The organism is Thermodesulfobacteriota bacterium, assembly GCA_040755095.1.
In the GTDB taxonomy this organism is placed as follows: Bacteria; Desulfobacterota; Desulfobulbia; order Desulfobulbales; family JBFMBH01; genus JBFMBH01.
Map to the genome: position 1 here is coordinate 1 of JBFMBH010000004.1, position 14,442 is coordinate 14,442.

The window sequence follows — 14,442 nt, forward strand, 5'->3', positions numbered from 1 at the left end:
AGAATGGCGTCTCGCGGGCGCGAGGTGCATAGCGCGAATGTGGTCGTTGTCCGGCTGATCCGAAAAAAAATGTCGGCCGCGCCCTCCCGAGGACCGTCGGCCGGCGTCTGCTTATCGAATATCCAGAGCTACCGCGCTGCGCTTGACGGCTGGACGCCTCCGGCGTAGGATCAAGACCGGCCTCCAACGGGGCTGTTCCATGGCCGAAGCTTTTCACCGATCCTGACCAGGAGACCCATCATGCGCACATGCAATCTCCACGATTTCATGGCTGAGCTCGCCCCATGGCTCGACGGGGAGCATATCCGCAGAGTGGTGCGGAATGAAGACGGCCGGCTGGTGGTTCATTTCGTGGACGGCATGAAAAATGTCTACGACATCAGCGACTGCAACAGGAGTCAGATCGAAAACGTGCTGGTGGACCTCAAGAAAAAGGGCATAACGGTTGACTGATCGTGAGCCCGCTGTCGGTATGGCCACGGCGGGAGAGCTGGCTGCAGCCCTCACGGCGTCGGCCCGTTTCGCCAGCCAAGTGGTACTGCACGAAGTCCTGCCGCCAGGCCCTCCGTCCTTCCAGGAATCTGCCCCTCCCTGGCCCCCGTTCTTGGACGCCCTCCTCCAGGCGAACGGCATCGCCAGCCTGTATAGCCACCAAGTCCAAGCTACAGCCCAGGTACGAGCAGGACGCCACGTGGTGGTGGCCACCCCCACCGCCAGCGGCAAGAGCCTCATCTACAACCTGCCGGTTCTTGAGCACTTGGCGACGCAGCCGGACAGCCATGCCCTCTACCTCTTTCCTCTCAAGGCCCTGGCCCAGGATCAGCAAAGGGCTCTGACTGAGCTCACCGCCACCTTACCAGCCGAGTGCCGGCCGTCTACGGCCATTTTTGACGGCGACACCCCGGCCACTGTCCGCCGCCGCCTGCGAGGACGGCCGCCCCAGATCCTGCTGACAAACCCGGAGATGCTGCATCTGTCGCTCCTGGCCCACCACGCCAGTTGGCAGGGCTTCTTCTCCCGCCTCAGTCATGTGATTCTGGATGAGGTTCACACATACCGGGGGGTGTTCGGCTCCCACATGGCCTGGGTGCTGCGGCGGCTGCAACGGATCTGCAGACAACATGGCTGCAGTCCCACCTTTGTCCTCTCCTCAGCCACCATCGCCAACCCTGGCGAACTGGCCTCTGCACTGCTGAACGCGCCGGTTGCTGCGGTGACCGCCAGCGGAGCACCCAGGTGCAGCCGGCACCTGGTTCTCATGAACCCTGAGGCGAGCGCCGCCGGGACCGCGTGTGAGATTCTGGCCATGGCGGTGAGCCGGGGTCTGCGTACCATCGTCTACACCCAGTCCCGGAAGGCCACGGAGCTGATTTACCTTTGGACCCGCCAGCGGCTGGGCAATCTCGGACCACACCTGGCCTCATACCGCGCTGGCTACACCCCCGCCGAGCGACGAGAGATCGAAGGCCGCCTCGCCTCCGGAGCCCTCCTGGGGGTTGTCGCCACCAGCGCTCTCGAGCTGGGCATCGACATCGGCGGCTTGGACGTCTGCGTCCTGGTGGGGTTCCCGGGCAGCATGATGGCCACTTGGCAGCGCGGCGGTCGGGTGGGAAGACGCCAGCAGCAGGAAGCGGCCATCATCCTGGTAGCCCGGGAGGATGCCCTGGACCAGTACTTCATGCGCCACCCCCAGGAGCTTTGTCGCCGGCCTCTGGAGGCGGCGGTGATCAACCCGGACAACGAGGAAATCGCGCGCCGCCATCTGCTGTGTGCGGCTGCCGAGCTGCCCCTGTCCCCTGGCGATCCGCTCTTGGACTCCGATCCGATCCGTGAGGCATTGTCCAATCTGGGCCGAGAGGGCCACCTCCTCATGACCGGTGACGGCAAGGCCTGGTTCTGCGACCGCCGGCACATCCATCGAACGGTGGATCTCCGAGGCGCCGGATCCCCTTTCACCATCCGCCTGACAGGGCGTCCCACCCCCCTCGGCCAAATCGACGACAGGCGCTGCCTCAAGGAATGCCACCCGGGTGCCGTCTATCTGCATCGAGGTGAGACCTATCTGGTCACCGATCTCGATCTGGCGGGTCGGGAGATCACTGCTGAGCCCCGATCCGTCAACTATTTCACCCGTGGCCTGACGAACAAGGAGACCTCTATTCTCCAGCAGTACGAAACCAAGGCCGTGGCCGGAACCCGGGTATCCTGGGGACGGCTCCAGGTGACGGAAAAGGTGGTTGGTTATGAGAGGCGTTTGGTGCATGGCCAGAGGCTGGTGAGCAGTGAAGCCCTGGATCTTCCGCCCGTCGCGTTCGAGACAGAGGGGCTGTGGCTGGAGATTCCGGCTACCATCCGGACGGCAATGGAAAGGAGCCAGATCCACGTCATGGGCGGCATCCATGCGGTGGAGCACGCGGCCATCGGCATCCTGCCCCTCATCGTCCTCTGTGACCGCAACGACGTCGGCGGCATCTCGCAGCTCGCGCATCCTCAGCTGCCTGGCGCGGCGATCTTCCTCTACGACGGCCATGCCGGGGGGATCGGCCTGTGCCGCAAGGCCTTCCAAGAGATTGCCACCCTTCTGGCGGCCACCCGGCAGACCGTAGCCTCGTGCCCCTGCGAGCTGGGCTGTCCTTCCTGCGTCCACTCTCCCAAGTGTGGCTCTGGCAACCGCCCCATCGACAAGGCCGCCGCCATGCGTATCCTGGATGGCCTGCTGGACACCACCGCCACCGCCGCGGGCACCTGGCAGCCGGCGCCGTTAGCCAGACCGAGGCCTGTCGCCGGGTCCTGCCCGGTCCGTCGGTACGGGGTATTGGACGTGGAGACCAAACGCTCAGCCGCGGAGGTGGGCGGTTGGCAGCATCCGGAGAGGATGGGCTTGTCGCTGGCCGTGCTCTATGACAGCAGCACGGATTCCTGCGAAGTCTTTGCCGAGGATCGGGTTCCTGACCTCCTGGCAGCGGTGCAGGACTTGGACCTCTTGGTGGGATTCAACATCAAGCGCTTCGACCGCCAGGTGCTAGCCGGCTATCACCCCCGCGCTTTAGACGGAGTGCCCGTCCTGGACCTCCTCGAGGAGGTGCATCGGCGGCTCGGCTACCGGCTCTCCCTGCAGCATCTGGCGGAGCATAGCCTGGGCCGGCCCAAGACTGCGGACGGCCTGCAGGCCCTCGCCTGGTTCAAGGCGGGCCGCCTGGATCTCATCGCCGACTACTGCCGCAACGATGTGCTCATCACCCGGGATCTGTTCCGACTCGGCCAGGAGAAGGGCTATCTCCTGTTCCGGAACAAGGCCGGCAGCCTGGTGCGGTTGCCGGTGAACTGGTGAGGGCCAGGCTCAGTGGCTGGGCCACACCAGGGGTGCGCTGATCCAACCACTGACCCCGGAGGCATGTTTGACCCGAACCCAGTCGCCCTTCTTCTCCAGAAAGGAAAAGATGACGTTTCGTTTGACCGTCACCACCTTCTCGTAATTGGCTCCGGGCCCCACCCGCAGGTTGGCCTCGGCGACCTTGACAATCACGGTCTTGGCTTCGGACAACAGCGGCAGGTAGATCCAGGCCTTGTCGCCCTCATAGTCCACGGCCTGGGCCCACTGGCCCTTGCGGTCGACGATCTCCAGGGGAAACCCCTGGAAGACCTCCCAGAGGACCTCGGCTTCCGTGCTGGGACCGGAGCGCAAATTGACCCCATCTTTGGAAACGCTCCGATACTCACCCGCCAGGGCCGTCTGCCCAGGCAGGATCATCAGCATCACCAGGGCCGCCAGCAGCCCTGCCCCCGCGGATCGCGCCATCGTGCCCATGCCCGCACCTTTGTGTTATGCCCCGGAGCGTCAAAGGAATCGGATGCCCCCGGGGCAGGTTTTTGTCAGTGTAATCTTGGCCTTTTCGATTTGCAAGACGCCAGCTGGCAACACAGAGCCGCCCACCCGCTGGTCGCCCGCCCGGCTTTCCCCTTGACCGCTGCCTGGCAAGCCCCTAAAGTGGCTCTCGTTAATCCTTAAGGGTCATCTCCTTCAATGCCGGCCCCAAGCCGGCCCTGTCTTGCCCTTGCAGCCACCATGGAGCATCCCCCATTCGTCATCGCCGTCCAGGGACCGGAAGGCTCCCAGGCCTGGCAGGCCGCCCGCACCTACCGACCCGATGCTGCCATCCACACCTATCCTTCCGTGGCCGCGGCCCTGGCCGCCTTTGTGCGGGGCGAAGCCTGCCTGGCTGTGGTCCCGGTGTACAACACCCGCAGTGGTGAGCTCAAGGATCACTTCCGGCTCTTGAAGGACATGGAGCGCGGCTTCTGGGTGGACAACGTGGTCCTCCCCATCGATCTGTCGCTCGGCTCCCTCGTCCTGGACTGCCCCCTCAGGGTCTTGATCAGCGAGGCGCCGGTTTTTCGTCAGTGCGAGGAGTACATCTCTGCCTCGTTTCCCGACGTCACCCTGATGGCCGTTGACAACCTGGATGCGGCTGTCGCTGCCGTGCGGGCGAGCCAGGCTACGGATCAGGGGGTTATCGACCGAGAGGAACGGCTGCGGGCACAGGGCCTCAAGATCCGGGCCCGGGAGCTGGCCCCCCACAACAAGACCCGCTTTGCCATCGTCGGCCACCAGCTGCCTGCCCGCACCGGCTACGACGCCACCGCCATGATCACTGCGCCCCTCAAGGACCGGGTGGGCCTGCTCTACGACATCCTTGGAGAATTCGCCCGCCGCGGGGTCAATCTTCTGGACATGCGGTCGGAGACAGATGTCCTCACCCAGAAGCTCTCTTTCTACATCGAGGCCGAAGGCCACGTGGCCGACGAGGCAGTTCGTTCGGCGGTGACCCGCATCGAAAGCCAGATCATCCAAGAGCCCGGCGCCATCCGCCTCCTCGGCTCCTATCCTCGGGTGGACATGCGGGCCAAGCTCATCCGTGGGGTGGGCTTCATCGGCTCTGGCGACATGAGCCGGTGGTTTGCGGAGCGCCTCACCAACGAGGGGTACACCACCCTGCTCACCGGTCGCGCCAGCGCTGTAAGGCCAGAGGCCATGATCGGGCAGGTGGAGGTTGTGGCCGTCTGTGTACCGATCTCGGTGACCCGGGAGACGGTGCGGCGTTTCGGGCCATTGCTGCGGGCCGGCCAAGCCCTGATCCTCTTGGCTGGCGAGGCCGAGCATACCCTTTCCGAAGCCCTGGCCTGCACCGAGGAGGGCGTGGAGGTGATGCTCATCCACAACCTGTGGGGACCGAGCACGGCCACCATGAAGGACAAGAACGTGGTGGTGGTGCGCACCGAGCGCTCCGGGCCTTTGTGCTCGGAGCTGGAAGCCTTTCTCTACAAGCACGGTGCGGTGATCTCGCGGGACCAGGCCGTCCAGCATGACCTCATGATGGGGGTCACCCAGAAGCTGCCCACGGCCATCTCGGTGGCCTTAGGCATAGCCCTGGCCGCCAACGGCATCGACCCCCAGGCCATCGGCCGCCACGCCACCCTGACGTCCCTCTATGGCCTCTTGGCCATGGCCCGGGTCCATGTCCAAAACCCCCGCACCTACGCCGAGATTCTGGCCACTGCCGGCCAGGGCGGCAAGATCGCCCGCGACTTCGCCCAGGCCCTGGACCAGGTCCTGTCCCTGGCCGAGGTCGGGGACTTGGCCGGCCTGGCTGCCCTCATCACCAACAACCGCAGCTATCTTGGCGAGCCTTTCCTCGCCCAGTTCATGGGGCAGGCCAAGGCGGTGGATGAAACCCTGGGCCAAGCCCTCACCCTCTGAGAACGATCGGCGTGTCAGCCGGTGAGTCCGGCAAGGAGGATCCTGGCGCCCGCCTCGCAAAAAGGAAACGGCGGCGGCGCCTCCTCAGGCTCCGCCGCCGCCCGTCTGGTCCCCGCTGCCGGGTGATCCTTACGCGACCTGGACCTCGATGCGCCGTGGCTTGGCGGGCTCCACCTTGGGAAGGGTGATCGTGAGCAGGCCGTCGGCCAGCGCTGCACCTATCCGCTCCTGATCGATAGTCTCCGCCACCGAGAACCGCCGCAAGAAGCTGCCGTTCTCATACTCTTGCAGGAGCACTTTCTCCTCGGCCTTGATGTCCGGATCCTTGATCCAGCCCCGGATGGTGAGCTCGCCGTTGTCCAGCCCCACCTCCACACACTCTTTGCACACCCCCGGCATTTCCGCGACCACTGTTACCGCAGTTTCGGTCTCGTAGATGTCCACCGCCGGCACGAAAATCTTCTCGCGCCGTGTTGACTCACCGGCCTGGGGCGCCACCTGCTTCTGTTTCAGCTGCAGCTCCTTGTCGTTCATCGCCGCACCTCCATCCGCGTCCAGCTAGCCCAAATCCACAGTGATCCGCCGGGGCTTTGCCTCTTCCGCCTTGGGCAGGGTAATGGTGAGAATACCGTCCCGTGTGGTGGCCTTCACCTTGTCCATGCGGATCTTGCTGGGCAGGGTGATGGCCCGGCTGAACCTGCCGTACTCCAGCTCCCGGCGGTGGTACGACACATTGCCCTCCGGTTGGATCGGCCGGCGCTCCCCTTTCAGGAGCAGCGTGCCGTCTTCCAAGGAGATCTCCACGTCCTCCGCCTTGATCCCTGGCATCTCGGCCCGCACATACAGCGCGTCCCGGTCCTCGCTTACCGTGAGCGCCGGGAACACGCCCATCCGGGGCGAAACGGCGCTCGGCACCCCGTACAACAGCCGATCCATCTCCCGGTGCAGCCGCTCAAACTCCACCCATGGATTCCAGAACGGTTGGTCAAAACGGTACACGCTCATGGCTTTCTCCTCCATTTTTTTGACCATCCACACAGCACCAGCGCGGAAGCCGCCATGGCCCCGCGCTGGCTCCCTCGGGATCAGTGATGGATCTCAATCTTGCGACTCCGAGCCTTCGCCTCCGGGCTTCGCGGCAGAACCACCTCCAGGATTCCATCCTTGTAGTGGGCCTCCACGGCCCCTGCATCCACCTCCTCCGGCAGACGCAAGCTCCGGCAGAAGCTGCCGAAGAAGCGCTCGCTCCGGCAGATGCACTCACCTTCCTTGTGCTCAATCTCCCGCCGCTTCTCGCCACGGATGGTCAACACATCACCCTCCAGCGAGATATCCACATCCTTCGTCTCGATGCCGGGCAACTCAGCCCGCACCACCAGCCCCTTATCGGTCTGAACCACTTCCAGAGAAGGAAGCCACGAAGTCCCCTCCTCCGTCACACCCAGAAGAGGGAAGCCTCGGAACATCCGCTCCACCAGCTCATCCATCTGCCGCCAAGGGGCCACCTCACGACTCCTCGTCCATGGCATCAGCTCGAACATAACTGGTCACCTCCTTGCAACGCACTGAAATTGCTCGCATTGTTAGCGAGTCTGCCAATACAGTAAGCTGCATCGTCCACCTGTCAAGGGATGGACGGGAGCAAGGCTCAAGGTTGCCGCTGCTCCGCAGCCGGCAGCTTCTTGTGGCAGAACAGACAGCGGTACTTGGGAGGGTGGTCCGGGGGCAGGGGAGCACTGCCGTCGGGCCGATGGCATGCCTCGCACTCCCTTTCCGCTGCTTTCTTGTCCATGGGATAGAACCGGGCATGATCGTCATCGAAAGGCAACTTGGCCGTGGTTTCGGGTGGCGCATTGTACAGGAACAGGAAGATGCCGCCGCACACGGCAACAAAGGCCAGGTTCATGAAGACGGTTCGGGAACGGCTGGGCAGCTGAGCCATGAAGACACCTCAATGAGAGTCCCGGCAGAAGATGGGGGGAAGTCAATCCCGCATCTCGATGGCGGCAAACGACAGGGCCCCGGTCCTGAGGGCCAGGAGGCCTGTTTCCAGAAAAAGACGGGCCAGGGTAGGGCTGCGGCCGGTCCAGGCGGCCAGGCGGGCGTGCCAGCGATGCTTCCGGAGGATGGCCGCGAGGGCATCGTCCCGGTGGTGGGGGTTGAGGATGGTACGGGCCACCGCCTGACCGGAGATGATGGCCGGGTAGATTCCTTCGCCGGTCAGCCCAGACGCCAGGCCTGCGGCGTCACCGGCCAGAAAGTGGTTGCCAAAGTGCCAACCCCGGAAATCATAGCTGATCCGACCAGCTCGGGGGGGACTCCCGGCCAGATCCAATCCGCGGTGGCCGCACCAGTCGGTGAAGGCGGCAACCAGATCTGCGGCGGGTCGGCGGCCGGCTGGGCTGTAAACCCCCACCGAGGCATCCTGGCGCCGGGGAAAGATCCAGGCATAGCCGTTGCCGAAACGCCGCACCGAGACATGCCATTCCATGGCCGGGAAAAGGCCTGGAACCAGGAAGTGGATGCCGATCCCCCAGGCCTTGGCGGGCAGGCCCAGCCAGCGACGTACCAGCGAGGACGAGCCATCCGCACCGACCAGGAACCGGTAGCCAAGGCGCTTCCCCTGGCAGATGACCGCGTCAGCCGCCAGGGCGCTCACTGCCGCCCCGGTCCAGACCTTGGCCCCGGCGCGCAAGGCTGCCGCCAGCATCCATTCCCCCAGCACCTCGCGCCGCACCGTGGAGATGATCGGCCGCTCAGCCCTGATCAGCACGCGCTGCCAGTCGCTGGTCACCAGCTGTTCAGGGAAGCCCCGTTCCACGTAGGCCTCCGGCAGCAGCCGGGACAGGCCGCCCGAGGTGATGCCGCCGGCGCAAACCTTGGGCCCGATGGCGCGGTTTCGCTCCAGCACCAGGACATCCTGTCCGGCCCGGGCCAGGGTCGCGGCGCAGGCCAGGCCCGCTGGGCCCGCCCCGACGATGATGGTATCGTAACGCGGCATATCAGGGCCTGGACCAAGGGCGCTTGTTCCTGGCCGCAACCACCTGCAGCTTCCAGCTCCCGGCCTGGATCGCGGGCAGGGTCAGCCGTTGCGGGCCCGCGCCCGGTTGTCTAAAGTAGCTCCACAAGGAGAACGGAATCGCCATGCCAGAATCAGCATTCTTGACAGGATCAGGTGGCCCGCCGCCGCCCCGAGGAGGTGATCGCCGCTGCGGCCTGCTTCTCGGTGGCTCCGGACTCTTGGGCGGCACCATCTTACACCATTTCAAGACCAATGTCCCTGCGGTGGAGATCCTGGCCCCGAACAGCAAAAGGGTCTCCCTGCGCAACCCCGCGGACATCGATCTTTACGTCAGCCACTTCCGCCCTGATTTCATCATCAACTCCGCCCTGGCCGCCATCGACAGCTCCCCAACCCTGGCTTATGAAGTCAACTTCCTCGGGACCATCCATCTGGCCCAGGCGGCCATCAAGCTTGGCATCCCGTACATCCACCTGTCTTCCGCAGCCACCCTTCCCGCTGGCGAAGACTTGCGAGAGGAGGAGTCCCTGCCCCTGGTGGCGGGGCTGCCCAATTATCCCAAGTCCAAGCTCCTGGCCGAAAAGGCCCTGGCACGTCTGCACCGGGAGCATGGCCTCGACTATACCGTCATCCGCCTGGCGGTGGTCTACGGCGAGCATGACCACAAAATCCAGGGGTTTCACCGCCTGCTGTTCTCGGTAGCCAGCGGCCGGATGCCGGTGCTGCTCACCCGCCCTGGAGTGCGCCATTCCTATTCCAACGCGGCCAAGCTGCCCCGGTTCGTCGAGTACATCCTGGGCCACCGCCAGGAATTTACCGGCCAGACATACCATTTTGTTGATCAGGAGCCGGTGGAGATGGTTCAGATCATCCGGCGGATCAAGGCCACTCTCCGGATCAGCCGGCCTATGGAGGTCTCCATCCCCTTTCCCGTAGCCCGTTTCGGTCAGAGGTTGGCCCGCACCCTGGTCCGCACTCTGAACCGCCTGGGCATCGAGGCCCGCCTGCCAGCTGAGCTCTTGTTTCTGCGGGAGTTCTACCGGACTCAGACCCTGTCAGCGGCCAAGCTGGCCGCTTCCAGCTTCCACGACCCTTGCCCTGAAGAAACGGTGTTCACCGAGCTGCCATTCCTGGTGGAATACTATGTGACCCGCTGGGCTCACCTCAACCTCATCTCCCCGTATGATCGCCTGGCCACCCCCACACCGGGGGCAAACCGCTTCCTCAAGGACCCGGCCGCTCTGCTGGAGGAGGACTGGAGCAGACCGCGGAAAACTGGGCACAGACCGGTTGGCGCCTCATCTTGACCCGCTCGACCAAATCAGCTACCCTCCGCCAGTAGAAATCAGAATCAGTAACGATCGGGAATTCCGGAGTGGTCCCTTTCCCCAACCCCAGACCTGCCCTGCCAGCCGCACGTCCATGAGACCATCCCTTGTCCGCATCGTCCCGGCCGCCGTTCTGGCGCTGGCCCTGATCATCTTCCTGGTGCTGTTCGGAGACTGGGAAGCCCCCCGGATCTCCCTGCCCGAGTCCCTGGGCCCAGTGGGGCCTGCCAAGCCCATCGCCCTGGAGCTGACGGACGGCCGATGCGGCTTGCAGCGGATTGAGGTGGCGATCCTGCAAAACGGCCGGCGGCTGCCGGTGCTGGTGCGGGACTTCCCCCGTACCGGCACCCTGGGCAGGGTAGGCACGCCCAGCATCAAAGAGGCCGTAAGCCTGGATATCCGCAAGCTGGGTCTGGCCAATGGTCCGGCGCAGCTGGAGGTGACGGCAGTCGACCATTCCTGGTGGCGCTGGGGAGACGGCAACCAGGCGATGCAGACCCTGGATCTGGAGCTGGACGGCCAGCCGCCGGTCATCGCTGTCTCTGGCTTCACCCGCTACGTCAATCTGGGAGGGAGTGGGGTGGTCTTCTTCCGCCTGGCAGAGCCGACGGCCAGCCAGGGGGTGACGGTGGGGGACACCTTCCATCCGGGGTTCCCGGTGGGGCCGGCAGCGGCCGGCCTGTTTGTCAGCTATCTGGCCTTTCCTTACGATCTCGGCGGCGACGAGAAGGTGGAGGTTCTGGCTACCGACTTGGCCGGCAACCAGGCCCGGCAATCGGTCAACCCGACCCTGAAACGGGTGACCTGGAAGCACGACCGGCTCGAGATCTCCGACCACTTTCTCGAGCAGAAGCTGCCGGAGTTCCGCCAACATTACCCGCAGCTGACTGGCTCGCCAGTGGAGCAATATCTGTCCGTCAACGGCCCGATCCGGCGGGAGAACAACCAGCGAATCCTGGAGCTGTGCCGGACGCCCCATCCGGAGCAGCTGTGGCGGGGCCGGCTGCGGCGGCTGCCCCGCGGCAGTCCTCGGGCCGGCTTTGCCGACCACCGGACCTATTTTCATAATGGGGTGAAGATCGACGAGCAGGTGCATCTGGGCGTCGACTTGGCGTCCACGGAGCGGGCGCCGGTGCCAGCCGCGAACACCGGCCTCGTCGCCTTTGCCGATTACCTGGGCATCTATGGCAACACCGTGCTCCTGGACCACGGCCAGGGGCTCTTCACCCTCTACTCCCACCTGGACCAGATCCAGGTCAAAGCGGGGGATCGCGTGGAGGACGGGGCGCAGCTGGGCACCACCGGCCTCAGTGGCATGGCCGGCGGCGACCACCTCCATTTCGCTGTCCTCATCAACGGCACCCCGGTGAACCCCATCGAGTGGTGGGACGATCATTGGCTCAAGGTCAGCATCTTCGATCTCGTGCCCCAGGCAACGGCCAGTCCGTAGGAAAACCGCATGTCCAGGATCCGCGTTCTTGCCGAGTTCCTGGCCAACCAGATTGCCGCTGGCGAGGTGGTGGAGCGTCCGGCCTCGGTGGTCAAGGAGCTGGTGGAAAACGCCGTCGACGCGCGAAGCCGCTTTATCCAGGTCCTGGTGGAGGGCAGCGGCACCCGCCGCATCCAGGTGAGCGATGACGGCGAGGGCATGGACGAGGACGATGTCCTGCTCTGCCTGGAGCGGCATGCCACGAGCAAGATCCGCCAGCCGGCGGATCTTGCCGCCATCGACACCCTGGGCTTCCGGGGGGAGGCCCTGCCGAGCATCGCCTCCGTCTCCCAGCTGACCATCGACAGCCGCCCTCTGGATCGTCCCCTGGGCACTCACCTGGAGGTCGCCTTCGGCAAGGTGCTGGCGGTGCGGCAGACCGGGGCACCCGTGGGCACGACGGTCGAGGTCAAGAACCTGTTCGGCAACGTGCCCGCCCGCCGCAAGTTCCTGAAGAGCTCAGCCACCGAGCTGGGCCATATCGAGGAGGTGGTGGTGGCCACCGGCCTGGCCCATCCGGGAATCGGCCTCACCCTCACCATCGACGGCCGGGAGCGGGTCCACCTGCCCGGTGGGGTCGATTCCCGGGAGGATCGGGTACGGCGCCTCGTTCCCAGAGGCTCGGAACGGCCGCTGATCCGGGTCCAGTCCCAATCCCCCTTGGGCCGACTTGATGGCTTTCTCCTGCCGCCGGACGAGGGCACCTCGGGATGGGGACGCCTGAGGACCGTGGTCAACGGCCGGCCGGTCCGCCTGCCCATGGCCACGCACGGGGTGGCTGAGGCCATGCGCAGCTTTTTGGCTGTGGGCCGGCAGCCGGCGGGCTGTCTTTACTTCGACCTGCGGCCAGAGGAGGTGGATGTCAACGTTCACCCCACCAAGCAGGAGGCCCGCTTCCGGGATGGAGCCGCCCTGTACCGCTTTGTGGTGGCGGCCGTATCCTCCGCCCTGGCGGCATGGCAGGAGGAGCTGCGCTCCCGCATCTTCGGGTCAAGCCCGGCAGTGGGCCGCCCGCGCGAGAGCCCCCCGGAAGCGCCGGCCGCAGCCGTTCCCCTGTTTAGCCTGGGCGAGAGTGAGCCGCACTCCTGGTCTGCCGAGCCCGACGGGGGGGCGGTGCCCCAGATCCCGGATCCGCCATCGACCTCCTTCCCGGTTTCATCCCCCGCGATCCCGGCGGCTGGCCCGAGCCATTCTCCGGCGCCGGCAGCGGCATCGCCCCCTGGCGAGGGGGCAAGGCCGGCCGTCCCCCTGCGGGTGATCGGCCAGCTCCTGGACAGCTACATCCTTTGTCAGGGGGGAGACCGGCTGGTGGCCATCGACCAGCACGCGGCACACGAGCGCATCCTGTTCGAGACCTTGACCAGCCAATATGAGGGGGCCTCGGTTCCCAGCCAAAGGCTGCTTTTCCCCACCCTGACCGAGCTGGGGCTGGAGGAGGCCGAGCTGGTCCGTCGCCACCAGGAGCAGCTGGAACGGCTGGGGTTCGTCATCGAGCTTTTCGGCGGCGAAACCTTCCGGATCAGCGCCGTGCCCGGCCTGACCGCCCATCTGCCGCCGGAGGAGGTGCTGGCAGGGGTGCTCTCCGGTCTGGCCCCGGCAGCCAGTGCCGATGGCCGGCGAGGCCTCTCCCCCCAGGGGGCGGTACTGGCCAGCCTGGCCTGCCGGGCCGCCATCAAGGCCGGCCAGCCCCTCCGGGCGGAGGAGATGACGAGCCTGGTGTCGCAGCTGGCCGCAGCCCCGGCTCTGTCGCACTGTCCCCATGGCCGGCCGGTGACCCGCTCCTTCGCGGCCAGCGAAATCCGCCGCTGGTTTCTGCGCGCCTAGCCACGTGATGCCAGGCCTCAGGCGGCACCAGACAAGGTCGCTCCCGCCCAGGCCTCCAGTCAAACCCCTCCAGAAACAGGAATCCCACACCGATGAACACCGCCCCGCTCCGTGAGACCTCTTTCCCGGATCTTGCCCTCGTCCACCGGGGCAAGGTACGAGATCTTTACGCGGTCGATGGCCAGCTCCTCATGGTGGCCACCGACCGCATCTCCGCCTTCGACGTGGTCATGGACGACCCGATCCCGGACAAGGGCCGGGTGCTCACCCAGATCTCCCTGTTCTGGTTTGACTACCTCCGGGACATCATCGATAATCACCTAGTCAACGCCGAGCCGGCCGCCTATCCTGCCGCCTGCCACCCCTACCGGGAGCAGCTGGCCGGCCGCAGCATGCTGGTGAAGCGCTGCCAGCCCCTGCCGTTGGAGTGCATCGTCCGGGGGTACCTCGCCGGCTCGGGCTGGAAGGAGTACCAGCGCCAGGGCTCGGTGTGCGGCATCCCCCTGCCGGCTGGGCTGCGGGAGTCGGAGCAGCTGCCCCAGCCTATCTTCACCCCGTCCACCAAGGCAGCCATCGGCCAGCACGACGAGAACATCACCCTGGCTGCCGCAGGCCAGCTGCTGGGGGAGGAGGTGGTGGCGCAGGTGGCCTCTGTCGCCATCCGGCTCTACCAGAAGGCGGCCGACTACGCCCGGGGACGGGGCATCATCATCGCGGACACCAAGTTCGAGATGGGATGGCACAACGGCCGACTGATCCTCATCGACGAGGTGCTGACCCCGGACTCCTCCCGGTTCTGGCCCGCGGACGACTACGAGCCGGGCCGGGCCCAGAGGAGCTTTGACAAGCAGTTCCTGCGGGACTATCTGGCCGGCCTGGACTGGCCGCAGACGCCACCGCCTCCGAGGCTGCCGGCGGAGATCGTCGCCAGGACCAGGGAGCGGTACCTGGAGGCCCTGAAGCGTCTTGCCGGCTGAGCAAGCGGAATGGGCCATCCGATTCAGGCAAAGGAGAGCGCGGC

The 14,442-nt window shown here is 65.6% G+C and carries 13 protein-coding genes; 7 read left to right on the forward strand and 6 right to left on the reverse strand.

What is annotated here, in order from left to right; all coding sequences use genetic code 11:
* The first annotated feature begins 240 nt into the window (after positions 1–240).
* Both AB1634_01440 and AB1634_01445 read left to right on the forward strand, forming a co-directional pair.
* On the forward strand, positions 241–453 hold the full coding sequence (locus AB1634_01440; GenBank protein MEW6218185.1) for a hypothetical protein: 213 nt from the start codon (positions 241–243) through the stop codon (positions 451–453).
* A gap of 19 nt (positions 454–472) precedes the next feature.
* On the forward strand, positions 473–3,331 hold the full coding sequence (locus AB1634_01445; GenBank protein MEW6218186.1) for a DEAD/DEAH box helicase: 2,859 nt from the start codon (positions 473–475) through the stop codon (positions 3,329–3,331).
* Between the two features lie 9 nt (positions 3,332–3,340).
* Here AB1634_01445 and AB1634_01450 read toward each other — a convergent pair whose 3' ends face one another.
* The gene (locus AB1634_01450) at positions 3,341–3,799 is read right to left on the reverse strand and encodes an SH3 domain-containing protein (GenBank protein ID MEW6218187.1); all 459 of its coding nucleotides are present in this window, start codon (positions 3,797–3,799) and stop codon (positions 3,341–3,343) included.
* Positions 3,800–4,066: 267 nt separating this feature from the next.
* Here AB1634_01450 and AB1634_01455 point away from each other — a divergent pair, with 267 nt between their 5' ends.
* Positions 4,067–5,758 (forward strand): prephenate dehydratase domain-containing protein, encoded by a 1,692-nt coding sequence (locus AB1634_01455; GenBank protein MEW6218188.1) that lies wholly within the window; start codon positions 4,067–4,069, stop codon positions 5,756–5,758.
* Between the two features lie 129 nt (positions 5,759–5,887).
* Here AB1634_01455 and AB1634_01460 read toward each other — a convergent pair whose 3' ends face one another.
* From AB1634_01460 to AB1634_01480, 5 genes are all read right to left on the reverse strand, one after another.
* A complete protein-coding gene (locus tag AB1634_01460; GenBank protein ID MEW6218189.1) occupies positions 5,888–6,292 on the reverse strand; it encodes an Hsp20/alpha crystallin family protein in 405 nt (134 codons plus the stop codon).
* Between the two features lie 24 nt (positions 6,293–6,316).
* Positions 6,317–6,763: an Hsp20/alpha crystallin family protein gene (locus AB1634_01465; protein ID MEW6218190.1), complete on the reverse strand. Its 447-nt coding sequence runs from the start codon at positions 6,761–6,763 to the stop codon at positions 6,317–6,319.
* An 80-nt stretch (positions 6,764–6,843) separates the two neighbouring features.
* Positions 6,844–7,245 carry an Hsp20/alpha crystallin family protein gene (locus AB1634_01470; protein MEW6218191.1) on the reverse strand — a complete coding sequence of 134 codons (402 nt, stop codon included), beginning with the start codon at positions 7,243–7,245 and terminating at the stop codon, positions 6,844–6,846.
* 161 nt (positions 7,246–7,406) lie between these two features.
* Positions 7,407–7,700 carry a hypothetical protein gene (locus AB1634_01475; GenBank protein ID MEW6218192.1) on the reverse strand — a complete coding sequence of 98 codons (294 nt, stop codon included), beginning with the start codon at positions 7,698–7,700 and terminating at the stop codon, positions 7,407–7,409.
* A gap of 42 nt (positions 7,701–7,742) precedes the next feature.
* Positions 7,743–8,759: an NAD(P)/FAD-dependent oxidoreductase gene (locus AB1634_01480; protein ID MEW6218193.1), complete on the reverse strand. Its 1,017-nt coding sequence runs from the start codon at positions 8,757–8,759 to the stop codon at positions 7,743–7,745.
* Between the two features lie 143 nt (positions 8,760–8,902).
* Between AB1634_01480 and AB1634_01485 the strand changes: the two genes are divergently transcribed.
* The 4 genes from AB1634_01485 to AB1634_01500 all read left to right on the forward strand — a co-directional run bounded on the left by AB1634_01485 (position 8,903) and on the right by AB1634_01500 (position 14,398).
* On the forward strand, positions 8,903–10,087 hold the full coding sequence (locus tag AB1634_01485; GenBank protein MEW6218194.1) for an SDR family oxidoreductase: 1,185 nt from the start codon (positions 8,903–8,905) through the stop codon (positions 10,085–10,087).
* Positions 10,088–10,202: 115 nt separating this feature from the next.
* Positions 10,203–11,558, forward strand: a complete 1,356-nt coding sequence (locus tag AB1634_01490) for a M23 family metallopeptidase (protein ID MEW6218195.1) — start codon at positions 10,203–10,205, stop codon at positions 11,556–11,558.
* A gap of 9 nt (positions 11,559–11,567) precedes the next feature.
* Positions 11,568–13,421, forward strand: coding sequence for a DNA mismatch repair endonuclease MutL (gene mutL, locus AB1634_01495; GenBank protein MEW6218196.1), 1,854 nt, complete (start codon positions 11,568–11,570; stop codon positions 13,419–13,421).
* A gap of 92 nt (positions 13,422–13,513) precedes the next feature.
* Positions 13,514–14,398, forward strand: a complete 885-nt coding sequence (locus tag AB1634_01500; GenBank protein ID MEW6218197.1) for a phosphoribosylaminoimidazolesuccinocarboxamide synthase — start codon at positions 13,514–13,516, stop codon at positions 14,396–14,398.
* The last annotated feature ends 44 nt before the right edge of the window (positions 14,399–14,442 follow it).

Excerpts from the sequence above, each read along its gene's own strand:
- AB1634_01440 (MEW6218185.1), top strand. The coding sequence starts at position 241 with ATGCGCACATGCAATCTCCACGATTTCATGGCTGAGCTCGCCCCATGG.
- AB1634_01445 (MEW6218186.1), top strand. The coding sequence starts at position 473 with ATGGCCACGGCGGGAGAGCTGGCTGCAGCCCTCACGGCGTCGGCCCGT.
- AB1634_01450 (MEW6218187.1), bottom strand. The coding sequence starts at position 3,799 with ATGGCGCGATCCGCGGGGGCAGGGCTGCTGGCGGCCCTGGTGATGCTG.
- AB1634_01455 (MEW6218188.1), top strand. The coding sequence starts at position 4,067 with ATGGAGCATCCCCCATTCGTCATCGCCGTCCAGGGACCGGAAGGCTCC.
- AB1634_01460 (MEW6218189.1), bottom strand. The coding sequence starts at position 6,292 with ATGAACGACAAGGAGCTGCAGCTGAAACAGAAGCAGGTGGCGCCCCAG.
- AB1634_01465 (MEW6218190.1), bottom strand. The coding sequence starts at position 6,763 with ATGAGCGTGTACCGTTTTGACCAACCGTTCTGGAATCCATGGGTGGAG.
- AB1634_01470 (MEW6218191.1), bottom strand. The coding sequence starts at position 7,245 with ATGGATGAGCTGGTGGAGCGGATGTTCCGAGGCTTCCCTCTTCTGGGT.
- AB1634_01475 (MEW6218192.1), bottom strand. The coding sequence starts at position 7,700 with ATGGCTCAGCTGCCCAGCCGTTCCCGAACCGTCTTCATGAACCTGGCC.
- AB1634_01480 (MEW6218193.1), bottom strand. The coding sequence starts at position 8,759 with ATGCCGCGTTACGATACCATCATCGTCGGGGCGGGCCCAGCGGGCCTG.
- AB1634_01485 (MEW6218194.1), top strand. The coding sequence starts at position 8,903 with ATGCCAGAATCAGCATTCTTGACAGGATCAGGTGGCCCGCCGCCGCCC.
- AB1634_01490 (MEW6218195.1), top strand. The coding sequence starts at position 10,203 with ATGAGACCATCCCTTGTCCGCATCGTCCCGGCCGCCGTTCTGGCGCTG.
- mutL (MEW6218196.1), top strand. The coding sequence starts at position 11,568 with ATGTCCAGGATCCGCGTTCTTGCCGAGTTCCTGGCCAACCAGATTGCC.
- AB1634_01500 (MEW6218197.1), top strand. The coding sequence starts at position 13,514 with ATGAACACCGCCCCGCTCCGTGAGACCTCTTTCCCGGATCTTGCCCTC.